We start from the raw sequence: 25,065 nt of genomic DNA on the forward strand, positions 1-25,065 counted from the left end.
GCGTGGGATGGACGCGCTCGCCGGGAGCGCGTGGGATTTCAGCGTTCGAGGACCAGCGCGAGCCCTTGGCCCACGCCGATGCACAGGGACGCGACGCCGACGCCGCTTCCCCGGGCGGCGAGCTGGTGCGCCACCGCCCCGGTGATGCGGGCGCCGGACGCGCCGAGCGGATGCCCGAGCGCGATCGCGCCGCCGCGCGGGTTGACGATCGACGGGTCGAGCCCTGGCAGCGCGGCGAGGCAGCCCAGCGCCTGGGCGGCGAACGCCTCGTTCAGCTCGACGACGTCCAGGGCGTCGAGGCCGACGCCGGCGCGGCCGAGGGCCTTGGTGACCGCGTCGACGGGGCCGAGCCCGAAGTACTGCGGCTCCAGCGCGGTGACGGCGCTCGCCCTGATCCGGGCCAGCGGCTCGCGGCCGAGTGCGGCAAGGCCCGCCTCGTCGGCCAGCAGCAGCGCCGCGGCGCCGTCGTTCAATGGGGAGGCGTTGCCCGCGGTGACGGTGCCGCCCTCGCGGAAGACCGGCTTGAGCCGCGCCATGGACTCCAGGGTGCCGCCCGGCCGGATCGTCTCGTCGCGGGTGAGGTCGGCACCCGCCACCGGGACGACCTCGGCGTCGTACAGGCCGGCGTGCCAGGCGGCGTCGGCCTTGGCGTGGCTGGACAGCGCGAAGGCGTCCTGCGCCTCGCGGCCGATCGCGTACTTGTCGGCGACGAGTTCGGCGCCTTCGCCCAGCGCGACCGTCCACTCTTCGCGCATCGCCGGGTTGACCAGCCGCCAGCCGAGCGTCGTGGACACCAGCTGCTGGTTGCCCGCGGGGAAGGCCCGTTCGGGCTTCGGCAGCACCCAGGGCGCGCGGCTCATCGACTCCACGCCGCCCGCGACCATGATCGAGGCGTCCCCGACGGCGATCGCGCGGTACGCCTGGATGACGGCCTCCATGCCCGAGCCGCACAGCCGGTTCACCGTCGCGCCCGGCACGCCGACGGGCAGGCCCGCCAGCAGCACGGCCATGCGCGCGACGTCCCGGTTCTCCTCCCCGGCGCCGTTGGCGTTGCCGTAGATCACGTCGTCGATCCGCGCGGGATCGAGGCTCGGGCTGCGCTCGACCAGGGCGCGCAGCACCCCGGCCGCCAGATCGTCCGGGCGGACGCCGGAGAGCGCCCCGGCGTACTTGCCGATCGGCGTACGGACCGCGTCGACGATGTAGACGTCGCCCATCACAGCACTCCTTCCGGCACGCGGACCTTCGCCCCCGTGCGCTCGACGACCTCGGCGACGGTGACGCCCGGGGCCGTCTCGACCAGCGCGAAGCCCTCGGACGTGACGTCCAGGACCGCGATGTCGGTGATCACCCGGTGCACACAGGCCTTCCCGGTGAGCGGCAGATCGCACTCCTCGACGAGCTTCGCGGACCCGTTCTTGGCGTTGTGCGTGGTCATGACGATGACGCGGCCCGCGCCGTGCACGAGGTCCATCGCGCCGCCCATGCCCTTGACCATCGCGCCCGGGATCATCCAGTTCGCGAGGTCGCCGCGGGCGGAGACCTGCATGGCGCCGAGGATCGCGGTGTCGATGTGGCCGCCGCGGATCATGCCGAACGACAGCGCGGAGTCGAAGAAGCTCGCGCCGGGCAGGACCGTGACGGTCTCCTTGCCCGCGTTGATGAGATCGGGATCGACCTCGGCCTCGCGGGGGTAGGGGCCGACGCCGAGCAGGCCGTTCTCGGAGTGCAGCACGACGTCGACGCCCGCGGGCACGAACCCCGGGACCAGGGTCGGCAGGCCGATGCCCAGGTTCACATAGGAGCCGTCGGTCAGCTCCAGCGCGGCGCGGGCCGCCATCTCGTTCTTGGACCAGGCCATCAGACGCGCACCGTCCTCTTCTCGATGCCCTTGTTCGCGGCCTGCTCAGGGGTGAGCGCCACGACCCGCTGGACGAACACGCCCGGCAGGTGGACCTCCTCGGGGTCGAGCCCGCCCGGCTCGACCAGTTCCTCGACCTCCGCGATGGTGATCCTCCCGGCCATCGCGGCGAGCGGGTTGAAGTTGCGGCTCGCCTTGGCGAAGACGAGGTTGCCGTGGCGGTCGCCCTTCACCGCGTGCACGAGGGCGAAATCGGTGGTGATGCCCTCTTCGAGGACGTGGTCCTTGCCGCCGAACTCGCGGACCTCCTTGGCCGGGGAGGAGACCGCGACCGAGCCGTCGGCCGCGTACCTCCAGGGCAGGCCGCCGTCGGCGACCGCGGTGCCGACGCCGGCCGGGGTGTAGAAGGCCGGGATGCCGCAGCCGCCCGCGCGCAGGCGCTCGGCGAGCGTGCCCTGCGGGATCAGCTCGACCTCGATCTCGCCGCCCAGGTACTTGCGGGCGAACGCCTTGTTCTCGCCGATGTAGGAGCCGGTGACCCGCACGATCTGCCCGGCCTCCAGCAGGATGCCCAGGCCCCCGCCGTCGACGCCGCAGTTGTTGGAGACGACCCGCAGCCCCCCTGGGCCCGCGCGGTGCAGCGCCTCGATCAGCACGTTCGGCACCCCGCTCAGCCCGAAGCCGCCGACGGCCAGGGACGCGCCCTCACCGACGTCGCGGACGGCCTCCTCCGCGCTCGCCACCACCTTGTCCATCGCCGTACCTCGATCTCCGTGCACCGGGATCCCGGATCCCGTGAGGGGTTGTTCGACTCAGCCTGTTCGCCTGGCACTTGTCAGGCCCGGAAACTTCGCCAGGCCCTGGCACTTGTTCGCTGGGTGAACTTTAGTTCATAATCGTGCCAGGTCAGTTTCCGCCGTCCGCTCGGGCGATGTCAAGAGCGCGGCGGTCGATAATGTGATCGGCGACACGAGAGGGGTGCCCAGATGGGGCTGGAGACGCCGCGCGCCGGGTCCTCGCGGATCGAGCCGGGCGCCGGACCGGGTGTCGGATCGGGCGTCGGATCGGGTGCCGAGTCCGGCGCGACGGGGCCGCTGGAGCGCGGTCTCGAGGTGATCAACCTCCTCGGCCGGGCGCGATATCCTCAGCGGCCCGCCGATCTCGTGAAGTCCACCGGGCTGGTCCGCTCGACCGTCGACAGGGTGGTGGGCACTCTCGTCCAGATCGGTTACGCGCGCTGGCAGGGCCGCGAGGTCGTCGTCGCGCCGCGGCTGATGGAACTGGGGAACGCCTATCTGGCGGGGGCAGGGTTGGCCGAGTCGCTCGGCCCGCTGGCCGCCGCGCTCGCCGACGAACTGGACGAATCGGTCTCGGTTGCGGTGCCGGACGGCGACGGCGTCCGCTTCGTCGTGCAGTCGACCCGGCGGCGGGCCATGTCGGTGGCCTTCCGCGTCGGCGATCTGCTGCCCGCCGAGCGCTGCGCGCCGGGGCCGATCTTCGCAGCGGACTGGAACGAGGCCCGCTGGGCCCGCTTCGAACGCAGGTTGAGCGGTGAGGGGGCCGAAGCGGAGGACACGCGGTACTCGGTGCCCGCGTTCCCGCCGGAGGGCGGCGTCGAGGGCTTCCGGCGCCGTGCCGAGGCCGCCGCGCGCGCGGGCTGGGCCGCCGACGACCAGCTCATCGAGCCGGGGCTGATCGCGGTGGCGGTGCCCCTGCGGGGGCCCTCGGGCGCGGTGGAGTGCGCGCTCAGCGTCGTCAGCCACACCAGCAGGCACGATGTGGAGTCGCTGCGCGCGCGGGTCGCCGAGGCGGCGGGCGCCCGGGTGGGCGCGATGGAGGAGGCGCTGCGCAGGCCGCGGCCGGAGGCCGCCCGCGTGGCGGGCACCGATCGCAGCCGCGACCCCAAGAAGGAACTCGGCCCGGGATTCCTGCAGTCCCTCGACCGCGGGCTCGCCGTGCTCGCCTCCCTCGGCGCCCGGCCCGGCGGCGTCACCATCGCCGAGGCCGCGGAGGCGACGGGCCTTCCTCGCGCCACCGCCCGGCGCTCGCTGATGGCCCTGGAATCCCTCGGCTACGCCCGGCAGGTCGACCGCCGCTACGTCCTGCTGCCCAAGGTCCTCGATCTCGGGTACGCCGAACTGAGCACCCTGTCGTTCGCGGAGATCGCGCACCCGCATCTGCGCGATCTCGTCGAGCGCGTGGGCGACTCGGCCTCCCTCGCCGTGCTCGACGGCCCCGACATCAGGTACGTCGCCCGGGTGCCCGCCAGCAAGATCATGCGGGTCGCCGTCGACGTCGGCACCCGCTTCCCGGCCTGGGCCACCTCCATGGGCCGCGTCCTGCTCGGCGCGCTGCCCGAGCCGGAACGGGCCGCGCTCCTGCCGACCGCGACCCCCGCTCCGTTCACCCCGCACACCCGTGTCGAGCCCGCCGAACTCCACGCGCTGATCGCCGCCGCGGCCGCCGACGGCCACGCCCTGGTCGACCAGGAACTCGACGCGGGCCTCCGCTCGGTCGCGGTCCCGGTCCGTGACTCCCGCGGCACCGTCATCGCCGCCCTCAACGTCGCCGCCCACGCCGGCCCGGAATCCCCCGCCGAGACCGTCGCCCGCCTCCTGCCCGCCCTCCGCGACACCGCCCGCACCCTGGAAGCAGACCTCTCCGCCTACCCTTCCCTCCCACCCCTGTAGCCCGCCCCCGCGACCCTCCGCCGACGACGCCCGACACCCGGCCGGACGAGGCGCATGCCGAACGCCGGCGGCCCGCGCAGCGGACGGCGCATCTCGGCGGTGTGCCCTGGCTGTTCGGGAGGGGTCAGTGGGGGAGGGCGTCGGCCTTGGACCGGAGGAAGGCGCGGTCGCGGGGGTGGGGGGCGAGGGACGCGGCGTGGAGGTAGGCGGCGCGGGCCTCGGCGGGGCGGTCCAGGCGGGCCAGGAGATCGGCGCGGACGGCGGGCAGGAGGTGGTAGTCGTGCAGGGACGGGTCGGCGGCCAGCGCCTCGACCAGCGGGAGGGCCGCGGCGGGGCCCTCGGACAGGGAGACCGCCACGGCGCGGTTGAGTTCGACGACGGGAGAGCGGACGAGCACGGCGAGCCGGTCGTACAGGGCGGTGATGCGGGGCCAGTCCGTCGTCTCCCAGCTCGGCGCGGTGGCGTGTCCGGCCGCGATGGCAGCCTGGACGGAGTAGGGGCCGTCGCCTGCTCGGGCCAGGGCGTCCAGGCCCCGGCGGATGAGCACGCGGTCCCACGCCGTGCGGTCCTGGTCGGTGAGCAGGACGGGGGAGCCGTCCGGCGCGGTGCGGGCGGGGAAACGCGAGGCCTGGAGGTCGAGGAGCGCCGCCAGACCGTGCACCTCGCCCTCCTCGGGCAGGAGGCCGACGAGGGCGCGGGCGAGGTGGATCGCCTCGTCGCAGAGAGCGGGCCGCAGCAGGTCGTCGCCCGAGGTCGCCGAGTAGCCCTCGTTGAAGATCAGGTAGACGACCTCCAGGACGGAGCCGAGCCTTGCGCGCCGGTCGTCGCCGGTGGGGGTCTCGAAGGCCACGTCGGCCTCGGCGAGCGCCCGCTTCGCCCGGGTGATCCGGCGGGACACCGCGGCCTCGGAGGTCAGCAGGGCGCGGGCGATCTCCCCGGTCGTCAGGCCGCCCAGCAGCCGCAGGGTGAGTGCGGCCCGGGAGGTCGCGGGCAGCAGCGGATGGCAGGAGGTGAAGACCAGCCGCAGCAGGTCGTCGTCGATCGCGCCGGGCTCCGCGGGCTCCGGCGGCGGCACGTCCCGCAGGCTCCGGCCGACCTCGGCGAGCTTGCGGGCGTAGGTCTCGCGCCGCCGGACCAGGTCGATCGCCCGGCGCCTGGCCGCGGTGGTCAGCCACGCGCCGGGCCTGGCGGGCACGCCCTCGACCGGCCACGCCTCGAGCGCCGCCACGACGGCGTCCTGGGCCAGCTCCTCGGCGATTCCGACGTCCCGGACCACCCCCGCGACGGTCGCGATGATCTTCGCGGCCTCCTGTCGGAACACCGCCTCGACCTGGGCCGCGCGTCACCCTCCGGCACACCCGCCATTATGCGCGGCGGGTGCGGCGGAGGGGACGGAAGCGTCAGATCTCGGGAGACTCGTCGATCTCGCGGAGCTGCACCGTGAAGGACCAGTCCTTCGGGTGGGCCGCCAGGAACCGCTCGATCCAGGAGACCGCGTCCGCCCGGTCCGCGGCTTCGAGCATGAGGTAGCCGCCGACGACCTCCTTGGTCTCGGTGAACGGCCCGTCGACCGCCGTCACGGCGCCGCCCGACCACCGCAGGCGCACGCCCCGCGCGGACTCGGTGAGCCCCGCGGTGTCGACCAGGGCTCCGGCTTCGCTCATCTCGCCCGTCACCCGCGCCATCCTGTCCAGGAACTCCGGATCGGGCGTGAACGCCTCCCGTGCGCCCTCGTCGATCTCGATCAGTGCAAGGAACCTGCTCATGACCCCTCCTTGAGGGCGGGCGGGGACCGTCCCCGTCCCGCACCCGCTCGTCGAACAGCGTGCCCCGGATCGGACACCGGTCGCCGGATTCTTTTCGGCGGCCGTCGGAGCGGGGCGGGGAGAATTCCTTGTTGGGATGGATTGGGGAAGTTTCTACCAAAAGGAGGTGATCAGTAGTTGGATGTCCCCGGAAGGTCGATGATCAACTAGTGAGGGAGCGCCCCCGTTGCCGAGCGAAGCCCCCGACGTGCCGCACACCGCCCGGATCTGGAACTACTGGCTGGGCGGGGAGGACAACTTCGCCGCCGACCGGCGGGCGGGGGACGAGATCCTCCAGACCGCTCCGGAAATGGCACTGTACGCGCACGCCACCCGGGCGTTCCTGAAGCGGGCCGTGCACCACCTCGCGGCCGATCTCGGGGTCCGCCAGTTCCTCGACATCGGCGCCGGCCTGCCGACCGCCGACAACACCCACCAGGTCGCGCAGCGCGCGGACCCGAAGGCCCGCGTGGTGTACGTGGACAACGACCCGTACTGCTTCGCCAAGGCGGGCGCCCTGTTCGAGGACGCGGAGGAAGGCGAGACGGCGTATCTGTCGGCCGACCTGCGCGACCCCGACAACATCATCGCCGCCGCCCACGACACCCTCGACTTCGGCGAGCCCATCGCGCTGCTCCTCATGGGCGTCCTCGGCCACATCCCCGACGACAACGTGGTCCGCGCCCTGCTCCGCCGCCTCCTGACCGCCCTACCGAGGGGCAGCTACCTCGCTCTCTACGACGGCACCAACGTCGTCCACCCTTCGTCCGACGAGGCCGTCGCCATCTGGAACCGCGACGCCACGCCCCCGTACGTCCTGCGCAGCCCGGCACAGCTCGCGACCTTCTTCGACGGACTCACCCTCCTGCCCCCCGGAATCGTCTCCTGCCCCCGCTGGCGCCCCGACCCCGGCGCGGACACCACCGAGATCGACGAGTTCTGCGGCCTGGGCCGCAAGATCTGACCGGCCCGGCTCAGGGGAGGTCCGGTTCAGGGGGCGACGCCGGATCTCACCGGGCTTCCCGCTGGGCCGATCGGGCGGAGAACCCGTGCACGGCGGGGGAATCGGGCGGTCCCGGAGGGCGCCGGGACCTCGCCGGACGCGCGGGTGAGACGGTGGAGGCATGGCCGTCGAGATCGTGAAAGCCGGGCCCGAGGCCGTCGAAGGACTCCGCGACCTGTGGCTCGAACTCCACCGTCACCACCAGCGGGTGCAGCCCGGCTGGCCGTACAAGGACGACGCGGCGTCCTGGGAGGCGCGAAGGGCCGAGTACCGGCGCTGGCTGCAAGGCGAAGGCTTCGTCCTCCTCGCCAAGGAGGGCGGCGAGACCCTCGGCTACGCTCTCGTGGACGTCCGGACCGACCCCGACGACACCTTCGCCGCCGACGACCGAGCGGCCCACATCCGCTCGCTCCTCGTCCGCCCCGAGGGCCGCGGCCAGGGCCTCGGCACCCGCCTCCTCGACGCCGTGGACGCCGAACTGGCCGCCCTGTCCGTCCGCGACGTCTGGATCGACGCCCTGGCCGACAACACCCAGGCCATCGCCCTCTACGAGAAACGCGGCTTCCGCCCCGCCGTCCTCTACCTGGCCCGCCTCCCCCGCTGACGTCCGGCCCCGTACCCCCGGGACGCCGTCAGTTCGGGGTGGGCGCGGGCAGGTCCGAGATCCAGTCGTTCCCCTCGCCGATGATCGTCTTACCGGACGAACCGGGGCGGATATTGACATAATTATCGATGAGATCGATTTCGACCCAGGCACGGGCGGTTACCTCGAACCGGGCGTTGAGGAGCCGCCTGCGGAAGGTTCCGTCGGCCTCCTGGGTGAGTGTGTTCCACCGCCGCATCGGCGTGCAGACCGGATGCTCGAACCGCACCTTGAAGGCGACCCCGACGCGCTTCCCGCCCATGAACCAGGGTCCTTCCTGCACGATCTCGTAGGAGACCCCGCCGGTGAACGCCCGCCACTCCTCGCTCCGCACCAGCACCCGCACGGCCTTGTCCCGATCACCGGTGCCGAGGCGCCCGTTCTCGGGACTCCGCGTCTTCCTCGTGACCCCCGGCATGGGCCGCGGGGCCTCGGTCGCCGTTGCCGCCCCTGCCTCGGCCCCGACCTCCACTGCCCAAGGTCAAGCGCATTCGGGCAGTCAAGCACCGCGACCGCCCAGGCGCCAAGCCCGCACATCCGCAACCCCGGTTGCGGCTGCGAGGCGCGCTCCACGGCGAACCTCCGCGGCGATCCTCGGCATGCGGGGTGTGCAGCAGGTCCGACCCCGACGAGTGGCCCGCGCGGATGCAGATCGCGTTCGGGTGGTCACGTGGGCTGGTCCTGGGAGGCGAGGTCGGATTCTAGGCGGGTGGTGGCGGAGGAGAGGGCGGTGGTCCAGGTGGGGAGGGCGTCTCGGGAGAAGCGGGCGGTGGGGATGGAGAGGGAGATGCCGGCTATGGGGGTGCCGGAGGGGTCGCGGACGGCCATGCCGAGGGCGGTGAGGCCGGTCTCGGTGCGCTGGTCGTTGATGGCGAAGCCGCGGCGGCGGATCTGGGTGAGTTCGCGGGTGAGGGAGTCGTCGTCGGGGTAGCGGGCGGCGACCTCGGCCGGGGGGAGGGCGGCGAGGATGGCCTTGCCGGCGGAGGCGTAGCGGGCGGGGAGGGTGCGGCCGACGCGGTCGCCGACCCGGAGGATCTGGTCGCATTCGACGGTGGCGATGATCCGGACCTCGTCGGCGGCGGGGACCATCAGGTTGGCGGTCTCGTCGGTGCGGTCGACGAGATCGCGCAGGCGGGGGAGGGCCAGGCGGCGGAGCAGCGCGACGGGGGCCTCGGTCAGGGGCGCGGGGCGCAGGAGCTTGCCGGGTCCGTAGCGGCGGTCGGGGAGCTGCTCGGCGAAGTCCCGGTAGACGAGCATCGCGAGCAGCCGATGGGCCGTGGAGACCGAGACCTCCAGGCGTTCGGCTGCGTCGGTGACCCGCATCGCGCCCTCGTGCTGGAGCAGGGCCGCGAGCTGGAGCGCGTGGTCCACAGAGCTGATCGCATAGGACGGCTTATTCCTCACAGCAGAAAAGCATATCCCTTGTCGTGGAAAACGCGGATATCCTGCGGAAACAACGAGGAAACACCCGCCGAGAGATCGACGGGCCGAGCGAAGGGCGTCCGATGACCACTCCCGTGACGATCCCCGTCTCCGACGCGCCCGACCAGCCCGAGCGGACCCCGGAGCTGGAGGCCCTGTACCAGGGCTTCGAGTCCGAGCTGCTGGTGCCGCTGTGGACCGAGATCGGCGACCTGATGCCGCCCGAGCCGCGCTCGAAGGCGCAGGCCCACGTGTGGCGGTGGAAGAACCTCTACGCCCTGGCCGAGCAGGCCGGCGCGCTGGTGCCGGTCGGCCGCGGCGGCGAGCGCCGCGCGATCGCGCTGGCCAACCCGGGCCTCGGCGGCCGCCCCTTCGCGACGCCGACGCTGTGGGCCGCGATCCAGTACCTGAACCCGGGCGAGGACGCCCCCGTCCACCGCCACACCCAGCACGCGTTCCGCTTCGTCGTCGAGGGCGAGGGCGTCTGGACGGTCGTGGGCGGCGACCCGGTCGCGATGCGCCGCGGCGACTTCCTCCCGCAGGCGGGGTGGAACTGGCACGGCCACCACAACATCACGGACCAGCCGATGGCCTGGATAGACGGCCTGGACATTCCCTTCCAGTACGCCACCGACGCCACGTTCTTCCAGTTCGGCCCCGCCGAGGTCGAGACCCGCGAGGCCCCCGACCGCTCCCGGTCCGAGCGCCTGTGGGCCCACCCGGGTCTGCGCCCGCTCACCCGGATCGCCCCGACCGGCGTCGGCACCCCGCTGCTGGCCTACCGCTGGGAGCACACCGACAAGGCGCTCACCGACCAGCTGGAGCTGGAGGCCGAAGGCCACCCGGTCACCCTGGAGCCGGGCCACGCCGCGATCCGCTACACCGACCCGCGCGACGGCTCCGACGTGCTGCCGACGGTCCGCGCCGAGTTCCACCGGATCGCGCCCGGCGTCCGGACGGCTCCGGCCCGCGAGGTCGGCTCCTCGGTCTACCAGGTGTTCGACGGCGTCGCCGAGATCACCGTGGCGGGCCGCACCTGGCGGGTGGAGCGCGGCGACATGTTCGTCGTGCCTTCCTGGCAGCCGTTCTCCGCCGCCTCCGAGAGCGGCGCCGACTTCTTCCGGTTCAGCGACACCCCGGTGTTCGAGCGCCTGGGCCTGGACCGCGACATCCGCTTCACCGAGCAGGAGGACTGACCCATGCGTCTCGCCACCATCCGCACCGGCGGCACCACCGGATCCCCGTCGACACGCGCGGTACGAGTGACCGACGCCGGCCTCGTCGACCTCGGCTTCCCCGACGTCAAGGCGCTGCTGGCCGCCGAGGACTGGCAGGCCGAGGCCGCCGCCGACGGCCCGCTGGTCGAGGCCGACGGGTACGCGCCGGTCGTCCCGGACCCGGGCAAGATCCTGTGCGTGGGCCTGAACTACCGCAACCACATCCTGGAGATGGGCCGCGACCTGCCCGAGTACCCGACCCTGTTCGCGAAGTTCACCGACGCCCTCATCGGCCCGGAGGACGACATCCGGCTCGCGCCGGAGTCCGACGCGCACGACTGGGAGGCCGAGCTCGTCGTCGTCGTGGGCAAGGCCGTCCGCCGCGCCACCGAGGAGGAGGCGGCCGAGGCGATCGCGGGCTTCACCGTCATGAACGACGTGACGATGCGCGACTGGCAGTTCCGCACCCGCGAGTGGCTCCAGGGCAAGACCTTCGAGGGCACGACCCCGCTCGGCCCCGTCCTGGTCACCCCGGACGAGCTGCCCGGCGGCGTCCGCCCGGCGCTGGAGATCTCCTGCTCGGTGGACGGCGAGGAGATGCAGCGCGCCAACACCGGCGACCTCGTCTTCGACCCGGTCGCGCTGGTGCGGTACCTGTCCACGATCATGACGCTGCGCCCCGGCGACGTCATCGCCACCGGCACCCCCGGCGGCGTCGGCCACGCCCGCAAGCCCGCCCGCTACCTCCAGGCCGGCTCCAAGGTCGTCGTCGAGATCGAGCACATCGGCCGCCTGGAGAACACCACGGCCTACGCCGGCGGCGCCGCGTGAGCACCCGCGACTGGATGGACACGGGCACCGCCCTGTTCCTGAAGACGCTCGACGGCCTCTCCGACGCCGAGTTCGACGCGCCCAGCGCGCTTCCGGGCTGGACCCGCAAGCACCTGGTCGCGCACGTCCACTACAACGCCGAGGCGCTCCGTCGTCTGGTGGGCTGGGCGGCCACGGGCATCGAGAGCCGCATGTACGCCGGGCCCGAGCAACGCGGCGCGGAGATCGAGGCAGGCGCGAGGCTGGAGGCCGCGCGGCTGCGCGAGATGGTCCACGCCTCGGCCGCCGCGCTCGCCGCCGACATGGACACCCTGTCCGACGACGCCTGGAAGAGCCCGGTCGTGACGGCCCTCGGCCGTACGGTCCCGGCCTCGGAGACGCCGTGGATGCGCACCCGCGAGGTGTCCATCCACGCCGTCGACCTGGCCGCCGGAGCCTCCTTCGCCGACCTTCCGCAGGACGTCAACGCGGCGATCGCCGCCGACGCCCTCGCGACCCACGCGAGCCGCGGCCACGCCGCGGACCTCGCCGCCTGGCTGACCGGACGCGCCCAGCAGGCGCCTTCGATCGGCTCCTGGATCTGAGAACCAAAGAGAGACGATCATGACTGATGTCGACGTGGTGGTGGTCGGCGGCGGTATCGGCGGCCTCGCCTCCGCCTACGCGCTGTCGAAGACCGGCAAGAGCGTGCGCGTGCTGGAGCGCTCGGCGGAGTTCGCCGAGGTCGGCGCGGGCCTGCAGATGGCCCCGAACGCGGCCCGCATCCTCAAGGAGTGGGGCCTGCTCGGCAAGGTCCTCGACAAGGGCGTCGCGCCGCGCCGCCTGCTGTTCAAGGACGCCGTCGACGGGTCGGTGCTGACCCGCCTGGACCTCGACGAGAAGTTCGTCGAGCGCTACGGCGCGCCCTACGTCGTCATCCACCGCAGCGACCTGCTCGACATCCTCGCCGACGCCTGCCGCGAGGCCGGCGTCGAGCTGGTGCCGGGCAGCAAGGTCGAGAGCGTCGACAACACCGCCGAGGGCGTCGTGGTGCGCGCCGGGCGGACCGAGCACACCGCGGGCCTCGCCGTCGGCGCGGACGGCCTGCACTCCAGGCTCCGCGCCCGCCTGTCGGACGACGAGCCGGTGTGCTCGGGCTACGTCGCCTACCGCGGCGCGTTCCCGATCGCCGACCTCGGCCGCGAGGTGGAGGAGGAAGCCCTGCACGAGGTCGTCGTCTACCTCGGCCCGGGCTGCCACCTCGTGCAGTACGCGCTGCGCGGCGGCGAGATGTTCAACACCGTCGCGGTCTTCGAGTCGCCCGCGTGGAAGCGCGGCGAGGAGGAGTGGGGCGGCCCCGAGGAGCTGGACGAGGCCTTCGCCGAGTGCTGCGACGAGGTCAAGACCGGTCTGAAGTCGCTCGGCCGGGTCCGCCGCTGGCCGATGTACGACCGCCTGCCGATCCCGACCTGGATCGACGGCAACATCGTCCTCACCGGCGACGCCGCCCACCCGATGCTGCAGTACCTCGCGCAGGGCGCCTGCCAGGCCGTCGAGGACGCCTTCTCACTGTCCGGGCACCTCGCCGAGGCGGAGCCGGCCGAGGCGCTGGAGGCCTACCAGGCCGAGCGGACCGCCCGTACCGCCCGCGTCCAGACGACGGCGCGCCTGTGGGGCGACATCTGGCACGTCGACGGCGTGGGCCGCGTCCTGCGCAACGAGCTGTTCCGCAGGCGCGACCTCGACGACCCGGTCTACGTGGACTGGCTGTACCACGCCTGATCCCCCCATCCGCCCCGTCCGCCTTGGATGGCCTCCCCACTGGGGAGGGGGACGGAGCGGATGGGACCACCTTGCGCCATGGCCCGAGGCCGCGCCGCGCGGCGGGGGAGCGCCGCCGACAAGGCGGCCGACGCCCGTCCTTCCTCGACCAGGAGGACGCACTGCGCGGCATTCCCGGAGCCATTCGTCCCGCACCCGCTTGCGCAGACCGCGGCGGCGGGTGCTCCGTGTTAGGGCAGGACGCCTGTGTGGCGCAGGAGCGGGGCGGCCGGGGCGCTCGGAAGGCAGGCCGCCCACTGCGCGCGCTTGGCGGAGTCGGCTTCCCCGTGCAGGAAGGCCGTGGACAGGCGCGGATGCCGGTCGGTGCGCCGCCACAGCTCCTCCCACTGGGGGAGGGTGAGGGTGAGCGATCGCAGCGCGGGGAGGTCCGCGAGGACCTCCAGATCGGTGACGGGGGCCCGTGCCACGTCCAAGGACTCCAGCAGAGGCAGGTCGCGCAGCAGCGCCAACCTGACGGGCACCGTGGTCGCCAGGGACAAGGCGCGCAAGGACGGATGTCCGGCGAGCGGCGCGAGGTCCACGTCGGCGACGAGGTCCAGGCGCTCCAGCGGGAGGGCGGCGAGGGGCGCGAGGTCGGCGCTTCCGCACGTCGCCCGCAGACTCCTGAGCAGCGGCGCCCCCGCGAGGGGCGCCAGGTCGAGGCGCCCCGCGATGCCGTGCACTGTGAGGTCCTGGAGGCGGGGGTCGGGCACGAGCGGGGTGCGCGCTTCCGTGACGATGCGCCTGCGGGCCGCTTGGAGGCCTTCGTGCCACAGGTCGGTTTCGAAGTCCAGGAACGGGTCGTCGCCTGGTTCGAGGGTGTACGCGCCCTCGCGGAGCCAGCCGAGTTGGAGGCGGAGAAGGGCGGTGACGGAGTCCGCGACGTAAGCCGGGCCGTCGTCTATGCCGGTTCCGGTCGCCACGATCTGACCGGGCCGGCCGAGCCGTGCGGGGGCCATGTCCGCGAGCATGTAGTTGCCGTCGCCGTCATAGGCGAAGGGGATCCAGGCATCGTGCGCCCGGACGCGGCGGACGGTCTCGGGCGGGTCCGCGTCGAGGACGGGATGGGCGTCGAGGTCGGCGTGGCTGATGTAGCCGTGCTCCCCGGGGATCTCCTCCGGCGGCAGCCACCGCCAGGGGAAGCCGTCGTCGTGGTGGCCCGCCTCGTACAGGGCCCGCAGGTCGGCGGGCAGGGCGAGGCCGATCCTGCGCTCGACGTCGTCGAGGAGCGCGGCGGGCGTGGGCGTCCGGGCGGCGGGAGGCTGCCCGAGGAGGCGGGCGCGTTCGGTGAGGACGGTGGCCATCAGGCGGACCGCCTCGGCCGGGTCGCCGGCGGGCGAGACGTCGTCAGGGCCGGGCTCGAGCCTTCCGGCGGGCCGGCGGGAGAGGCCGCGCTCCAGGAGGCAGGCAGTGCCGGACTGGCCGTGCGCCGACCGGGGCGTCACCGCGGCCGCATAGGCGCCGGAACGCTCGACGGTCAGGGCGAGATCGAGGCCGGGCGTCGGTCCCTTGGCCAGCTCGACCAGCTCCGCGATCGCGGCGTCGGCTCCGGCCAGCGGCTCGCGCAGCCGCCCGTCCGGAGTCTCGTGGACGACGTGCGCCGCCCCGCGCAGCCCTGTCGCGTGCGCCTTCAGGACGGTCCGCGCAGATCCTGGCGGCGCGGCGCTCCGGGCCGCCGCCGCCATCGCGGCGCAGATGCCGATGAGCCGTTCCCGCTGTGCGCTGTCCATGGTCCTCCCCGTGGTGATCCGCGGCGGAGGACCCGGTCATGATCGCACGATCCGGGCGGCCGCAGGGTCGGAAAGGCGGGAAACGAACGAGCGGCGTGCACAAGAAGAGAGCCCCGCCCTGGGAGGGGCGGGGCTCAAAAGGGCGCGGTGGGTCCGCGGCCCGGGGGCGGGGCCGCGAACCTTCTCGTCCGGCGGGCGCGGTGCCCCGCCCCGGGGTGTGGGCGGGGACCCGCGAAGGACGGTCCGCAGGGGGAAGGGTCAGACGATCAGCGGGTCGCGGGGCAGGCCGAGGATGCGCTCGCCGATCTGGTTGCGCTTGATCTCCGAGGTGCCGCCCGCGATGGCCATCGCGCGGTGCCACAGGACCATGCCCGCGGCGAGGCCGTCGCCGTCGGCGAACGCTGTGTTCGCGCCGCCCAGTTCGGCGAGGATCGCCGATGCCTCGTGGCCGTTCTCGCTCAGCACGAGCTTGGCGATCGCGCCCTCCGGGCCGGGGCCGGCGCCGGTGACGGCGCGGATCGCGGTCCGCAGGTTCATCGCCTTCTGGGCCTCGTCGGAGGCCAGGTAGCGGCCGAGTCGGCCCGCGCCGCCCGACAGGTTCCCGGGAGCGGCGTCGAAGGCGCCGAGGAACACGGGGTGCGGGATGGTCGCGCCGCCCTGGCCGCCGCCGATGCTCACCGACTCGTTGCCGAGGGTGGCGCGGGCGACGGTCCAGCCCTGGTCGATCGGGCCGACGACGTCGGCGTCGGGGATGAAGACGTCGGTGAAGAACACCTCGTTGAAGTCCGCGCCGCCGGTGGACTGGCGCAGCGGCCGGACCTCCACGCCGGGGGCCTTCATGTCGATGACGACCGTGGTGATGCCCTTGTGCTTGGGCGCGTCCGGGTTGGTGCGGACGGTGGCGAGGCCGTAGGACGCGAGGTGGGCGCCGGACGTCCAGACCTTCTGCCCGTTGAGGACCCAGCCGCCGTCCACCCGCACGGCCTTGGTCTTGACGCCGGCGGCGTCCGATCCGGCGTCCGGCTCGGAGAACAGCTGGCACCAGATGACCTCCTGGAGGAGGCCGGGGCGCAGCCAGCGCGCGACCTGTTCCTCGGTGGCGTGCTGGGCGAGGGTCAGCAGCACCCAGCCGGTGATGCCGTAGGCGGGCTTGCGCAGGCCCGCGGCCTTGAACTCCTCGTCGATGACGAGCTGCTCGACGGCCTTGGCGTTCCGGCCGAAGGGCGCGTCCCAGTGGGGGACGGCGTAGCCCTCGTCGACCATCGCGGCCTTCTTGGCGGAATCGTCGAAGTCCTTGATCTTGTCGGCGAACGCGCGGACCTCGGCCCGGAACGTCTCGGCCTCCGGCGGCAGCTCGACCGTGCGCTCCAGCTTCACGCCCGCGCGCGAGTGCGCGGTGACGTCCTGGGCGGCGGCCTCGGCCGGGAACACCGCGGCGACGGCCTCGGCGCGCCGGATGTACAGGTGGGCGTCATGCTCCCAGGTGAAGCCGATGCCGCCCTGGACCTGCATGTTGAGCTGGCCGTTGCGCTGCGCGGCGGGCAGCGCCAGGGCCGCGGCGATCGCGGCGGCGTAGGAGCGCTGCGCCTTGTCCTCGGTGCGGGCGGCGTTCCAGACGGCGGCGGTGGACATCTCGGCGGCGACCAGCATGTTCGCGCAGTGGTGCTTGACCGCCTGGAAGGTGGCGATCGGGCGGCCGAACTGGACGCGGATCTTGGCGTACTCGGCGGCCAGGATGGTGGTCTCGCGGGCGAGGCCGGTGGCCTCGGCGGCGAAGACCAGGCGGGCGAGGTCCGTCAGGAGCGCGCGGCCGCCGGGGATGACGGCGGCGGGGGCGCCCGCGAGGGTCACGCGGGCGGCGCGGCGGGTCTGGTCCAGGTTGCCGGGAACCTCGACGGTGACGCCTTCGCCGACGCGCACGACCGCGACGTCGTCGCCCGCGGCGACCAGCAGGATCTGGGCGAGGCCGCCGCCGATGACCACGCCGGCGTCGCCGTCGGCCTTGCCGCCGGAGACCGTCGCGGAGCCGCCGAGCGCGACGGCGCCGATGACGGAGCCGTCGGCGAGGCCGGGCAGCAGTTCGGCCTGGAGCTGCGCGGGGGCGGCCTCGGCGAGGAACGCCGAGGCGATGACGGTCGGCACGAACGGTCCGGGCGCGACGGCCCGGCCGAGCTCCTCGACGACCACGACGAGCTCGCTCAGGCCGAAGCCGGAGCCGCCGTGCTCCTCGGGCAGGTGGAGGCCGAGCCAGCCGAGCTCCCCGAGCTCCGGCCAGAACGCGGGCAGGCCCTCCTCGGGCGCGTCCAGCAGTGCGCGAGCGGCGCCGCGCGCGTCGCGCCGTCGCAGCAGGTCGGCGACGGTTTCCGCGAGAGATCGGTGCTCTTCCGAGATGGCAATCGACATGGCCCGAACCTTATACGGTATGACGTGGGTCGCCTAGAGCCTGGCGGGAGATTCCGTAATGGGGTACTTATTGGCCGATCTTTTCTTACACTCTTAGCCGGAATCCTCGGCTTGGGCGAGGAGGCCGGATGGATCCGCAGGAACTCGTGACCCGGGAGCTGATCCGCGACACCTTCGTCAGGTACGCCGCCGCCGGAGACGGCGGGCGGCCCGCCGACCTCGCCGCCCAGTTCACCGAGGACGGCGTCCTCACCATCAAGCCCGACCCGCCGCTCGTCGGACGGGCCGCGATCGCCGCGGCCCTCGCGCCGGACGAGATCGGCGTCCCCGCGGACGGGACCCGCTTCTACACCCGGCACATGGTGACGAACCTGGAGTTCCGCACCCTCACCGCGCGACGGGCGGAGACGACCGCGTACTTCCTCGTCGTCACCCCCGGCGGACCCGACCACTGGGGGCGCTACTTCGACGTCCTCGTGCCCGAAGGAGACCGCTGGCTCTTCGCGTCCCGGACCGTCGTCATCGACGGCGACCGGCCCGAAGGCTGGCGGGCCACCTCACGCGGAGCGCGATGAGCGCGGCGGGGAGCGAGGTGACCGATGGGGCGCGGAGCGCGGTGAGCGGCGCCGAACGGAGCGGTACGCTTCCGTCGCGTGGCCGCGCGGCCACCCGCCCGCCTGGGGAGGCCATGCCGCACGCCGACGCCAAGCTCGCGCTGCGCACCGCGCGCCGCATCGAGAAGGAGATCGCGCTCGCCGGCTGGCCGGTGGGCGCGCCCCTGGGCTCCGAGGAGGAACTGCGGGTCAGACTTGAGGTCAGCCGCTCGGTCCTGCGCGAGGCCCTCGTCCTCGTCGAGCACCACCGCGCGGCCCGGATGCGGCGCGGCAACGGCGGCGGCCTGTACGTCACCGCGCCCGACCACGGGCCCGCCACCCGGGCGATCATCCTGTATCTGGAGCACGGCGGCACCCGCGTGGCCGACCTCGTCCGGGCCCGGCTGCTGCTCGAACCCCTCGCCGCCGCCGGAGCCGCCGCCCATATCGGGGAAGACGACATCGCCGCCTTGCGCGCCATGGTCCTGCCACCCGGGCAGCGGCGAGGCGCGCCCGCCGACATCCCCGCCATGGACGTCTTCCACGCCACCCTCGGCGCGCTGTCCGGCAACCCCGTGCTCCGGCTGTTCCTGCACGTCCTGATCGAGCTGACCGACAGGTTCGCCGCGGGATCGGCCGGGACGCCCACCGGGCCGGTGGACGCGCCCGTCGAACGCGCCAGAAGGCTGATCGTGGAGGCGGTCATCGCCGGGGACGCCCACGAGGCGCGCGCCGCCACGTCCCGGTACCTGGAAGGCGTGGTCGAGTACGTCGCTTCCGGGCCGTCCCGCGACCTCCGCCAGGGGAGGCCCGCACCGGCCCCCGACGGCGACGCCAAGATGAGCGAGCTGCTCGCCGTCCGGATCCACAACGAGGTCGTGCACCGGGGCTGGCCCGAGGGCGAACTGCTCGGCACCGAGACCGAACTCCTCGCCCGGTACGGGGTCAGCCGCGCCGTGCTGCGCGAGGCGATCCGCGTCCTGGAGCACCACGCCGTCGCGACCATGCGGCGCGGCCCGGCCGGCGGACTCGTGGTGACCGAGCCCGAGCCGTCGGCGGCCGTCGAGATGATGGCCCTGTACCTGGACTACCGCCGGGTCACCCGCGAGGACCTCCACGCCGTCCGGGAGGCGATCGAACTCGGCTGCCTCGACCTCGTCCTCGCCCGCCGCGGCGAACCCGGAGTCCAGCGCGCGCTGGAGTCCGCGGTCGCCTCGGCCCGCGCCTCCACCGGCCGCGCCACCTTCACCGAGATCGCCGAACTCGCCGGGAACCCCGTCCTCACCCTGTTCCTGCACATCGTCACCGAACTCGCCGGACGCCACCTGCGGGAACTGCGCGCGGAAGGCGGCGCCCGCGGGGTGGAGGTGCCCGACGCCGTCGAACTCTCGCGCTGGTCCCGCTACTCCCAGGGCCGCATCGCCGAGGCGGTCCTCGCCGGCGACGCCTCCCTGGCCCGTCACCGCCTGCGCCGCGACCTCGCCGAGGCCTTCGCCCGCCTCTACTGAGGCAGAGTCGCAACGTGCCCATGGTGTTCGTCCTTAGGCGCCTGCCTGAGGGTTCGCACGGGTTCCCCGCCTTGGGCCGTCGCCGCGCGGGACGCCTACCGGGGCTCGTCTTCGGGCAGGCCCAGCGCGCGGCACACGAACGACAGGAGGTCGGCGCGGGTGCGCTGCTGCACCTCGGGGTCGGTCTCGTCGCGCAGCAGGGCAAGGGTCTCCCAGGTGGCGGCGCTCACCAGGCGGGCGTCGGACTCCGGCCGGGCCGCCGGGAACGTCCCGTCGGCAGCGCCCGTCCGGAGCGCCTCGGTGAGCAGCGCGATGAGCGGCTCGTAGGTGCGCTGGTGGTCGTCGGCGGCGTGCCGCTGCGCCGCCGCGTCGGGCGAGGCGAACACCTGGGCGCGGCGCGCCTTCGACGGGCTGAGCGCGAGCGCGAGGATCTCGTCGACCCACGTCACCAGGGCCTCGCCGGGCGACGGCGCGGCCCGCACCGCGCGCGTCACCGCGGCGGTGAACCGCGCGGCCTCCCGCCGGAACATCGCCGTGATCAGCTCGTCCTTCGACCCGAAATGCCGGTAGAACGACCTGCGCGCCACCCCCGCCTCGGCCAGCACGTCCGCCACGGTCACCTCGGCGTACCCCTTGCGCCGCACCGCCCGAAAGGCCCCCTCGAAGATCACTTCAAGCTCTTCGGCCTCCCCGTACCGCCGCGGCCTCCCCGGCCCGGTGCGCCTACCCGCGCCCGTGCGCACTGCGGCATCATCGCGAGAAGGCACCCTCCGAGCGTACCCACCCCGCCCCCCGCTAAGGCGGGGCGGGGCGGGCGCCGGTAAGGCTCAGCCGAAGACGTCCGCGGCGTGCTCGGCGGTGGCGGCGCGGACGATCCACCGGTTGACCTGCTCGACGTCCGTCGTCTCGGTGATCCGCAGCCGCTGTTCGTCGCTGAGCGTGACGCCGCGACCATCGAGCACGAGCAGCAGACTCTTGACGGCCTGCTCCGAGCGTCCCGCCTTGATGCCTTGGGCGCGGGTTTCGGAGACGTAGGTGTACGGCTTGGTCGCCATGAGGGTCCTCCACTTCTGGCGGGCGGGGCCTTGGCCGAGTCCGCCCTCGGTGAATTCGGCCAGGTGACCGGCCTGGCGCGGGTCGCCCCTTCTTCCCAGGGACGGGCCACGACGGGCGACGGTCACGGCTCAGCCGAAGATGTCCTCGGCGCGCTCGGCGGTGGCGGCGCGGACGATCCACCGGTTGACCTGCTCGACGTCCGTCGTCTCGGTGATCCGCAGCCGCTGTTCGTCGCTGAGCGTGACGCCGCGACCATCGAGCACGAGCAGCAGACTCTTGACGGCCTGCTCCGAGCGTCCCGCCTTGATGCCTTGGGCGCGGGTTTCGGAGACGTAGGTGTACGGCTTGGTCGCCATGAGGGTCCTCCACTTCTGGCGGGCGGGGCCTTGGCCGAGTCCGCCCTCGGTGAATTCGGCCAGGTGACCGGCCTGGCGCGGGTCGATGGTGGCGAGCACGTCCGCGAGCACTTCCAGTATGGCACCCGCGTTCGGGGACTCACCGTGGATGAGGGCTGAGAAGATCGTCAAGGGGATGTCGCGGAGGGCCTCGTCGTAGGTGGTGATCACCGGGACGTTGTCCGGGCCGAGCACCAACGGGATGACGATCATCGCCGGGAACGCGGCCGGGCCGATCTTGAACGGCTCGGCCGCCCACCGTGCCGTCGCCGCCTTGCGGCAGGTGACGACCAAGGAGACGTCGCAGTCGTAGACGTCCTGGAGGTGCGCGATATAGCGGGCCCACCTGCGTCGTTTGGTCGTGGACGTGTCCGTCTGCGACTCGACGATGACGACCAGCGGTCCCGCCGCGGATTCGAGCCGCAGGAGCGTGTCGGGCCAGCGGGAGACCGGCTCTAGGTCGGTCAGGTCGACGTTCAGGACTTCGATCTTGTCGAAGGTCGGTAGGGCGAGATGCAGCACGTTCTCCAGGACTCTGGCCACCAGGCCGGTGTCCTCCTGGAAGCCGCGGTGCAGCGCCTCGTGTTGGGGAGTGACCACGAGGGGGACATTACCGAAAGGAGTGAAACCTGTGCAGTGCGTATTCCTTATGTGGTTTCTGCTGGTAGATGCGATATCTGGGTCGGGCTTGTCCTGGGGTGTGGGGGGTCAGGGGGTGGGGCGTTCGGTGAGGGGGAGGTGGGCGGTGAAGGTGGTGTTGCCGGGGGTGGAGGTGACGGTGAGGTCGCCGCCGTGGCGGTTGACGATGATGCGGTAGGAGATGTCGAGGCCCAGGCCGGTGCCCTGGCCGACGGGCTTGGTGGTGAAGAAGGGTTCGAAGACGCGGCGGAGGTTGGCCTTGGGGATGCCGGGGCCGGTGTCGGAGATGTCGACGCGGACGCGGTCGGCCTCGCGCGAGGTGCGCAGCGTGAGGGTGCCGGAGCCGGCCATGGCCTGGACGGCGTTGTCGATGAGGTTCGTCCAGACCTGGTTGAGTTCGCCCGCGTAGATCGGGACGGGCGGGAGCGTCCGGTCGAAGTCGGTGACGACGTCGAGGCCCGCCAGCTTGCCGTTGAGCATCACCAGGGTGCTCTCCAGCCCCGTGTGGACGTCGGCGCGTTCGAACGGGGAGCGGTCCATGTGCGAGTACTGCTTGGCGGCCTGGACGAGCCCGGAGATGCGGCTGACGGAGTCGGTGATCTCGCCGAGGAGCAGCTCGGACTCCAGGGTGTAGGCCAGCCAGCGCAGCGAGCCTTCGAGGAGTTCGGGCGGCGCGTCGGCTTCGACCCGGTCGAGGAAGTCGGTGCCGAGTCCGGCCGCGACGAAGATCGGTGCGGTCTCCCACGGGGAGGAGCAGTGGTGGTCCTCCAGCCAGTCGGCGATCTCGTCCTCGCGTTCGGACTCCTGCACGGCGCTGAGCTTGGGCGCGTCCGCGATGCCCCGGACCGCCTCCTCCTGCACGTCGACGAGCAGGGTCAGCAGCCTCGGGTCGATCTGGTCGTGCGCGAGCATCGACAGCTTGTGCCGCATCCCGGCGACGCGTTCGCGCAGCCGGGACGTCGCCCGCACCGCAGCCGCGGCCGGGTTGTTGAGTTCGTGGGTGAGGCCGGCGCTGAGCGAGCCGAGCGCGAGGAGCTGCTGGCGCTGGTTGACGATGTTCTGGGTGTTGGAGAGCCCGAGGAACAGGCCTTCCAGCAGGTGCGTGGCCATCGGGAACCAGGTGCGCATCAGCCAGGCGAAGTCGACGCTGGGCAGCACGAAGAACCGGCAGTCCGAGCACGCCTTGACCGAGGCGGGGTAGCCCTTGGGCGATTCGGCGTCCACGTAGGAGCGGACGGCGCCCGCGTAGACGCCGACCTGGCTCGTCCGGTTCGTCTCGACCTCGTCGGCGCCGATCCGGCGGCTGAGCGCGATCGTCCCCTCCAGCAGGAGGATGAGGTATTCGCCCGGTTCGCCTTCGGCCATCACCACGGTGTCGGCGGGCGCGGAGGCCGTCCAGCCGTGCTCGGCGAGCCAGCCGAGCTGCGCGTCGTCCAGGGACTCGAAGAGGAACAGGCCGCGCAGCTCGGCGGGGGAGAGGGCGCCCTCCTTGTCGGCGAGGCTCATGCCGACCCCAGGTAGCGGTGGGCGAGCGAGACGGCCATCGCGCCGTCCCCGACGGCCGAGGCGACCCGCTTCACCGACTCCGCCCGCACGTCTCCGGCGACGAACACGCCGGGAAGGCTCGACTCCAGCGGCCACGGATCCCGGTCCAGGGGCCAGCCGCGCGGCATCCTGCCGTCCACGACGAGGTCGGTGCCGGTCCTGATGAACCCGTGCTCGTCGCGTTCCAGCACTTCGGCGAGCCACTCGGTGCGGGGCCTGGCGCCGATGAACACGAACATGTGGCTCGCCGCGACCCGCTCCTCGGACCCGTCGGACGTGCGCAGCGTCAGCGCCTCCAGCCTGTCCTCGCCGTGCGCCTCGGTGACGCTGGTCTCCAGCCGGACGCGCACGTTGCCGATGGCGCGGAGCTGCTCGATCAGGTAGTACGACATGCTGTCCTCCAGCGACCGCCCCCGCACCAGGAGGGTGACGGACTTGGCGACCCGCGAGAAGAACACGGCGGCCTGCCCGGCGGAGTTGGCGCCGCCGACGATGTAGACGTCGTCGCCCTGGCAGGACGCGGCCTCGGTCATGGCAGAGCCGTAGAACACGCCGCGCCCGGTGAGGTCGGCGACGCCGGGGGCGTCGAGTTCCCGGTACTGGACGCCGGTCGCGATGATGACGGTGTGCGCGGTGATCTCGCGTCCGTCGCCGAACGCCAGGATGCGGGCGGGTCCGTGCGGGCGCAGGCCGACGGCGTCGCGGCTGGTGAGGATCTCGGTGCCGAACTTGACGGCCTGGCGCCGCGCCCGGTCGGTGAGCTGCCCGCCGGAGACGCCGTCGGGGAATCCGAGGTAGTTCTCGATGCGGGACGACTGCCCGGCCTGCCCGCCCGTGGAGTACCGCTCGACGAGCAGGGTCCGCAGCCCCTCCGACGCCCCGTACACGGCCGCGCCGAGCCCGGCGGGCCCTCCGCCGACGACGACGAGGTCGTACAGGTCGGTCTCGGGCGTCGTCGCGAGCCCGACCGCCGCGGCGAGCTGCGCCGTCGACGGGGCCACCAGGGCGCCTCCGTCGGGCGTGACGACCACGGGGAGCTCCGCGGCCGGGTCGAGGTTCGCGGCCTGGAGCAGCCGCAGCGCCTCGGGCTCCTCGATCTGGAACCACCGGTAGGGGACGGCGTTGCGCGCGAGGAAGTCGCGGACCTCGAACGACGGGGGAGACCACCGGTGCCCGATGACCTTGGTCTCGGCGGCGTTCACGTCAGGCTCGTCGAGGTAGGAGTCGATCATCGCGTCGACGACCGGGTAGAGCTTCTCCTCCGGCGGGTCCCACGGCTTGAGCAGGTAGTGGTCGACGTCGACGACGTTGATCGCCGCGATGGCCGCGTCGGTGTCCGCGTACGCCGTCAGCAGCGCCCGCCGGGCCCGCGGATACAGGTCCATGGCCGATTCGAGGAACTCGATCCCCGACATCTCCGGCATCCGGTAGTCGGCGAGGATCACCGCGACCCGCGCCCCCTTGAGCTTGAGCTCCTTGAGCGCCTCAAGCCCCGTCGCGGGCGTCTCCGCCCGCACCACCCGGAAGTCCTGCCCGTACTTCCGCCGCAGATCCCGGGCCACCGCCCGCGAAACCGCCGGATCGTCATCGACCGAAAGCAGCACAGGCCGCTCAGCATCACTCATGGGTGTGAGAAGTCCTCTAGGCCTTGGACTTGGAAGCCCGTGTCGTCGATGTAGCACCAGGACCAGCCCTCGCCGGGCTCGTAGGAGCTGATGAGGGGGTGGTCGGTGGCGTGGAAGTGGGCCGTGGCGTGTTTGGACGGTGAAGAGTCGCAGCAGCCGATGTGGCCGCAGGTGCGGCACATGCGGAGGTGCACCCAGCGGCCCCCGGTGCGCAGGCAGTCTTCACAGCCGTCAGCCGACGGCCGGGCGGCGGCCTCGATCTGATCCAGATGTGTGCAGGTCTGTCCCATGAAACGATC

24 protein-coding genes are annotated in these 25,065 nt (G+C 72.9%); 9 read left to right on the top strand and 15 right to left on the bottom strand.

Annotation, left to right across the window (positions count from 1 at the left end; all coding sequences use genetic code 11):
* Window positions 1-38 precede the first annotated feature (38 nt).
* The 3 genes from ACYVOM_RS30405 to ACYVOM_RS30415 are packed head-to-tail and all read right to left on the bottom strand — an operon-like array spanning window position 39 to window position 2,616.
* Entirely contained in the window at window positions 39-1,217 is a 1,179-nt protein-coding gene (locus tag ACYVOM_RS30405) for a thiolase family protein (protein ID WP_460306978.1), read from the bottom strand.
* The gene (locus ACYVOM_RS30410) at window positions 1,217-1,861 is read right to left on the bottom strand and encodes a 3-oxoacid CoA-transferase subunit B (protein WP_460306979.1); all 645 of its coding nucleotides are present in this window, start codon (window positions 1,859-1,861) and stop codon (window positions 1,217-1,219) included. Before ACYVOM_RS30410 ends, ACYVOM_RS30405 begins: the two co-directional genes overlap by 1 nt.
* Window positions 1,861-2,616 carry a CoA transferase subunit A gene (locus ACYVOM_RS30415; RefSeq protein ID WP_460306980.1) on the bottom strand — a complete coding sequence of 252 codons (756 nt, stop codon included), beginning with the start codon at window positions 2,614-2,616 and terminating at the stop codon, window positions 1,861-1,863. The genes ACYVOM_RS30410 and ACYVOM_RS30415 overlap by 1 nt, the downstream gene beginning before the upstream one ends.
* A gap of 231 nt (window positions 2,617-2,847) precedes the next feature.
* Here ACYVOM_RS30415 and ACYVOM_RS30420 point away from each other — a divergent pair, with 231 nt between their 5' ends.
* Window positions 2,848-4,551, top strand: coding sequence for an IclR family transcriptional regulator domain-containing protein (locus ACYVOM_RS30420; protein WP_460306981.1), 1,704 nt, complete (start codon window positions 2,848-2,850; stop codon window positions 4,549-4,551).
* Between the two features lie 124 nt (window positions 4,552-4,675).
* Here the strand turns inward: ACYVOM_RS30420 and ACYVOM_RS30425 are convergent, their stop codons facing one another.
* Window positions 4,676-5,872 carry an RNA polymerase sigma factor gene (locus ACYVOM_RS30425; RefSeq protein ID WP_460306982.1) on the bottom strand — a complete coding sequence of 399 codons (1,197 nt, stop codon included), beginning with the start codon at window positions 5,870-5,872 and terminating at the stop codon, window positions 4,676-4,678.
* Window positions 5,873-5,951: 79 nt separating this feature from the next.
* The gene (locus tag ACYVOM_RS30430) at window positions 5,952-6,317 is read right to left on the bottom strand and encodes a YciI family protein (protein ID WP_460306983.1); all 366 of its coding nucleotides are present in this window, start codon (window positions 6,315-6,317) and stop codon (window positions 5,952-5,954) included.
* A gap of 226 nt (window positions 6,318-6,543) precedes the next feature.
* Between ACYVOM_RS30430 and ACYVOM_RS30435 the strand changes: the two genes are divergently transcribed.
* Both ACYVOM_RS30435 and ACYVOM_RS30440 read left to right on the top strand, forming a co-directional pair.
* Complete coding sequence (locus tag ACYVOM_RS30435; RefSeq protein ID WP_460306984.1) at window positions 6,544-7,320, top strand: SAM-dependent methyltransferase; 777 nt, start codon at window positions 6,544-6,546, stop codon at window positions 7,318-7,320.
* 160 nt (window positions 7,321-7,480) lie between these two features.
* Window positions 7,481-7,963: a GNAT family N-acetyltransferase gene (locus ACYVOM_RS30440; RefSeq protein WP_460306985.1), complete on the top strand. Its 483-nt coding sequence runs from the start codon at window positions 7,481-7,483 to the stop codon at window positions 7,961-7,963.
* A 28-nt stretch (window positions 7,964-7,991) separates the two neighbouring features.
* Here ACYVOM_RS30440 and ACYVOM_RS30445 read toward each other — a convergent pair whose 3' ends face one another.
* Window positions 7,992-8,420: a hypothetical protein gene (locus ACYVOM_RS30445; RefSeq protein WP_460306986.1), complete on the bottom strand. Its 429-nt coding sequence runs from the start codon at window positions 8,418-8,420 to the stop codon at window positions 7,992-7,994.
* Window positions 8,421-8,668: 248 nt separating this feature from the next.
* The gene (locus tag ACYVOM_RS30450; RefSeq protein WP_460306987.1) at window positions 8,669-9,406 is read right to left on the bottom strand and encodes an IclR family transcriptional regulator; all 738 of its coding nucleotides are present in this window, start codon (window positions 9,404-9,406) and stop codon (window positions 8,669-8,671) included.
* 101 nt (window positions 9,407-9,507) lie between these two features.
* On the opposite strand from ACYVOM_RS30450, the gene ACYVOM_RS30455 reads away from it, so the two are divergent.
* From ACYVOM_RS30455 to ACYVOM_RS30470, 4 genes are read left to right on the top strand one after another with little or no spacing between them, the layout of a single operon-like run.
* Window positions 9,508-10,620 carry a cupin domain-containing protein gene (locus ACYVOM_RS30455; protein ID WP_460306988.1) on the top strand — a complete coding sequence of 371 codons (1,113 nt, stop codon included), beginning with the start codon at window positions 9,508-9,510 and terminating at the stop codon, window positions 10,618-10,620.
* 3 nt (window positions 10,621-10,623) lie between these two features.
* Window positions 10,624-11,472 (top strand): fumarylacetoacetate hydrolase family protein, encoded by an 849-nt coding sequence (locus ACYVOM_RS30460; protein WP_460306989.1) that lies wholly within the window; start codon window positions 10,624-10,626, stop codon window positions 11,470-11,472.
* Complete coding sequence (locus ACYVOM_RS30465; RefSeq protein WP_460306990.1) at window positions 11,469-12,056, top strand: maleylpyruvate isomerase family mycothiol-dependent enzyme; 588 nt, start codon at window positions 11,469-11,471, stop codon at window positions 12,054-12,056. Before ACYVOM_RS30460 ends, ACYVOM_RS30465 begins: the two co-directional genes overlap by 4 nt.
* Window positions 12,057-12,075: 19 nt before the next feature.
* Complete coding sequence (locus ACYVOM_RS30470) at window positions 12,076-13,233, top strand: FAD-dependent oxidoreductase (RefSeq protein WP_460306991.1); 1,158 nt, start codon at window positions 12,076-12,078, stop codon at window positions 13,231-13,233.
* A 230-nt stretch (window positions 13,234-13,463) separates the two neighbouring features.
* Here the strand turns inward: ACYVOM_RS30470 and ACYVOM_RS30475 are convergent, their stop codons facing one another.
* Together ACYVOM_RS30475 and ACYVOM_RS30480 are read right to left on the bottom strand one after the other, a co-directional pair.
* Complete coding sequence (locus ACYVOM_RS30475) at window positions 13,464-15,002, bottom strand: SMI1/KNR4 family protein (protein ID WP_460306992.1); 1,539 nt, start codon at window positions 15,000-15,002, stop codon at window positions 13,464-13,466.
* A gap of 258 nt (window positions 15,003-15,260) precedes the next feature.
* A complete protein-coding gene (locus ACYVOM_RS30480; protein WP_460306993.1) occupies window positions 15,261-17,405 on the bottom strand; it encodes an acyl-CoA dehydrogenase in 2,145 nt (714 codons plus the stop codon).
* A 128-nt stretch (window positions 17,406-17,533) separates the two neighbouring features.
* Between ACYVOM_RS30480 and ACYVOM_RS30485 the strand changes: the two genes are divergently transcribed.
* Both ACYVOM_RS30485 and ACYVOM_RS30490 read left to right on the top strand, forming a co-directional pair.
* Complete coding sequence (locus ACYVOM_RS30485; RefSeq protein ID WP_460306994.1) at window positions 17,534-17,980, top strand: nuclear transport factor 2 family protein; 447 nt, start codon at window positions 17,534-17,536, stop codon at window positions 17,978-17,980.
* A 113-nt stretch (window positions 17,981-18,093) separates the two neighbouring features.
* Entirely contained in the window at window positions 18,094-19,506 is a 1,413-nt protein-coding gene (locus tag ACYVOM_RS30490; protein ID WP_460306995.1) for a FadR/GntR family transcriptional regulator, read from the top strand.
* A 95-nt stretch (window positions 19,507-19,601) separates the two neighbouring features.
* Here the strand turns inward: ACYVOM_RS30490 and ACYVOM_RS30495 are convergent, their stop codons facing one another.
* The 6 genes from ACYVOM_RS30495 to ACYVOM_RS30520 form a co-directional block, all read right to left on the bottom strand.
* Window positions 19,602-20,177, bottom strand: coding sequence for a TetR/AcrR family transcriptional regulator (locus tag ACYVOM_RS30495; RefSeq protein WP_460306996.1), 576 nt, complete (start codon window positions 20,175-20,177; stop codon window positions 19,602-19,604).
* Between the two features lie 156 nt (window positions 20,178-20,333).
* A complete protein-coding gene (locus ACYVOM_RS30500) occupies window positions 20,334-20,561 on the bottom strand; it encodes a hypothetical protein (protein WP_460306997.1) in 228 nt (75 codons plus the stop codon).
* Between the two features lie 129 nt (window positions 20,562-20,690).
* On the bottom strand, window positions 20,691-21,557 hold the full coding sequence (locus ACYVOM_RS30505; protein ID WP_460306998.1) for a hypothetical protein: 867 nt from the start codon (window positions 21,555-21,557) through the stop codon (window positions 20,691-20,693).
* Between the two features lie 108 nt (window positions 21,558-21,665).
* Window positions 21,666-23,102, bottom strand: coding sequence for an ATP-binding protein (locus ACYVOM_RS30510; protein WP_460306999.1), 1,437 nt, complete (start codon window positions 23,100-23,102; stop codon window positions 21,666-21,668).
* Window positions 23,099-24,766 carry an NAD(P)/FAD-dependent oxidoreductase gene (locus ACYVOM_RS30515; protein ID WP_460307000.1) on the bottom strand — a complete coding sequence of 556 codons (1,668 nt, stop codon included), beginning with the start codon at window positions 24,764-24,766 and terminating at the stop codon, window positions 23,099-23,101. The genes ACYVOM_RS30510 and ACYVOM_RS30515 overlap by 4 nt, the downstream gene beginning before the upstream one ends.
* Window positions 24,763-25,056 carry a ubiquitin carboxyl-terminal hydrolase 14 gene (locus ACYVOM_RS30520; RefSeq protein ID WP_460307001.1) on the bottom strand — a complete coding sequence of 98 codons (294 nt, stop codon included), beginning with the start codon at window positions 25,054-25,056 and terminating at the stop codon, window positions 24,763-24,765. The genes ACYVOM_RS30515 and ACYVOM_RS30520 overlap by 4 nt, the downstream gene beginning before the upstream one ends.
* Window positions 25,057-25,065 lie beyond the last annotated feature (9 nt).

This window comes from Actinocorallia aurea, from assembly GCF_054783995.1.

Excerpts from the sequence above, each read along its gene's own strand:
- ACYVOM_RS30405 (WP_460306978.1), bottom strand. The coding sequence starts at position 1,217 with ATGGGCGACGTCTACATCGTCGACGCGGTCCGTACGCCGATCGGCAAG.
- ACYVOM_RS30410 (WP_460306979.1), bottom strand. The coding sequence starts at position 1,861 with ATGGCCTGGTCCAAGAACGAGATGGCGGCCCGCGCCGCGCTGGAGCTG.
- ACYVOM_RS30415 (WP_460306980.1), bottom strand. The coding sequence starts at position 2,616 with ATGGACAAGGTGGTGGCGAGCGCGGAGGAGGCCGTCCGCGACGTCGGT.
- ACYVOM_RS30420 (WP_460306981.1), top strand. The coding sequence starts at position 2,848 with ATGGGGCTGGAGACGCCGCGCGCCGGGTCCTCGCGGATCGAGCCGGGC.
- ACYVOM_RS30430 (WP_460306983.1), bottom strand. The coding sequence starts at position 6,317 with ATGAGCAGGTTCCTTGCACTGATCGAGATCGACGAGGGCGCACGGGAG.
- ACYVOM_RS30440 (WP_460306985.1), top strand. The coding sequence starts at position 7,481 with ATGGCCGTCGAGATCGTGAAAGCCGGGCCCGAGGCCGTCGAAGGACTC.
- ACYVOM_RS30445 (WP_460306986.1), bottom strand. The coding sequence starts at position 8,420 with ATGCCGGGGGTCACGAGGAAGACGCGGAGTCCCGAGAACGGGCGCCTC.
- ACYVOM_RS30455 (WP_460306988.1), top strand. The coding sequence starts at position 9,508 with ATGACCACTCCCGTGACGATCCCCGTCTCCGACGCGCCCGACCAGCCC.
- ACYVOM_RS30460 (WP_460306989.1), top strand. The coding sequence starts at position 10,624 with ATGCGTCTCGCCACCATCCGCACCGGCGGCACCACCGGATCCCCGTCG.
- ACYVOM_RS30470 (WP_460306991.1), top strand. The coding sequence starts at position 12,076 with ATGACTGATGTCGACGTGGTGGTGGTCGGCGGCGGTATCGGCGGCCTC.
- ACYVOM_RS30475 (WP_460306992.1), bottom strand. The coding sequence starts at position 15,002 with ATGGACAGCGCACAGCGGGAACGGCTCATCGGCATCTGCGCCGCGATG.
- ACYVOM_RS30480 (WP_460306993.1), bottom strand. The coding sequence starts at position 17,405 with ATGTCGATTGCCATCTCGGAAGAGCACCGATCTCTCGCGGAAACCGTC.
- ACYVOM_RS30485 (WP_460306994.1), top strand. The coding sequence starts at position 17,534 with ATGGATCCGCAGGAACTCGTGACCCGGGAGCTGATCCGCGACACCTTC.
- ACYVOM_RS30490 (WP_460306995.1), top strand. The coding sequence starts at position 18,094 with ATGCCGCACGCCGACGCCAAGCTCGCGCTGCGCACCGCGCGCCGCATC.
- ACYVOM_RS30500 (WP_460306997.1), bottom strand. The coding sequence starts at position 20,561 with ATGGCGACCAAGCCGTACACCTACGTCTCCGAAACCCGCGCCCAAGGC.
- ACYVOM_RS30510 (WP_460306999.1), bottom strand. The coding sequence starts at position 23,102 with ATGAGCCTCGCCGACAAGGAGGGCGCCCTCTCCCCCGCCGAGCTGCGC.
- ACYVOM_RS30515 (WP_460307000.1), bottom strand. The coding sequence starts at position 24,766 with ATGAGTGATGCTGAGCGGCCTGTGCTGCTTTCGGTCGATGACGATCCG.
- ACYVOM_RS30520 (WP_460307001.1), bottom strand. The coding sequence starts at position 25,056 with ATGGGACAGACCTGCACACATCTGGATCAGATCGAGGCCGCCGCCCGG.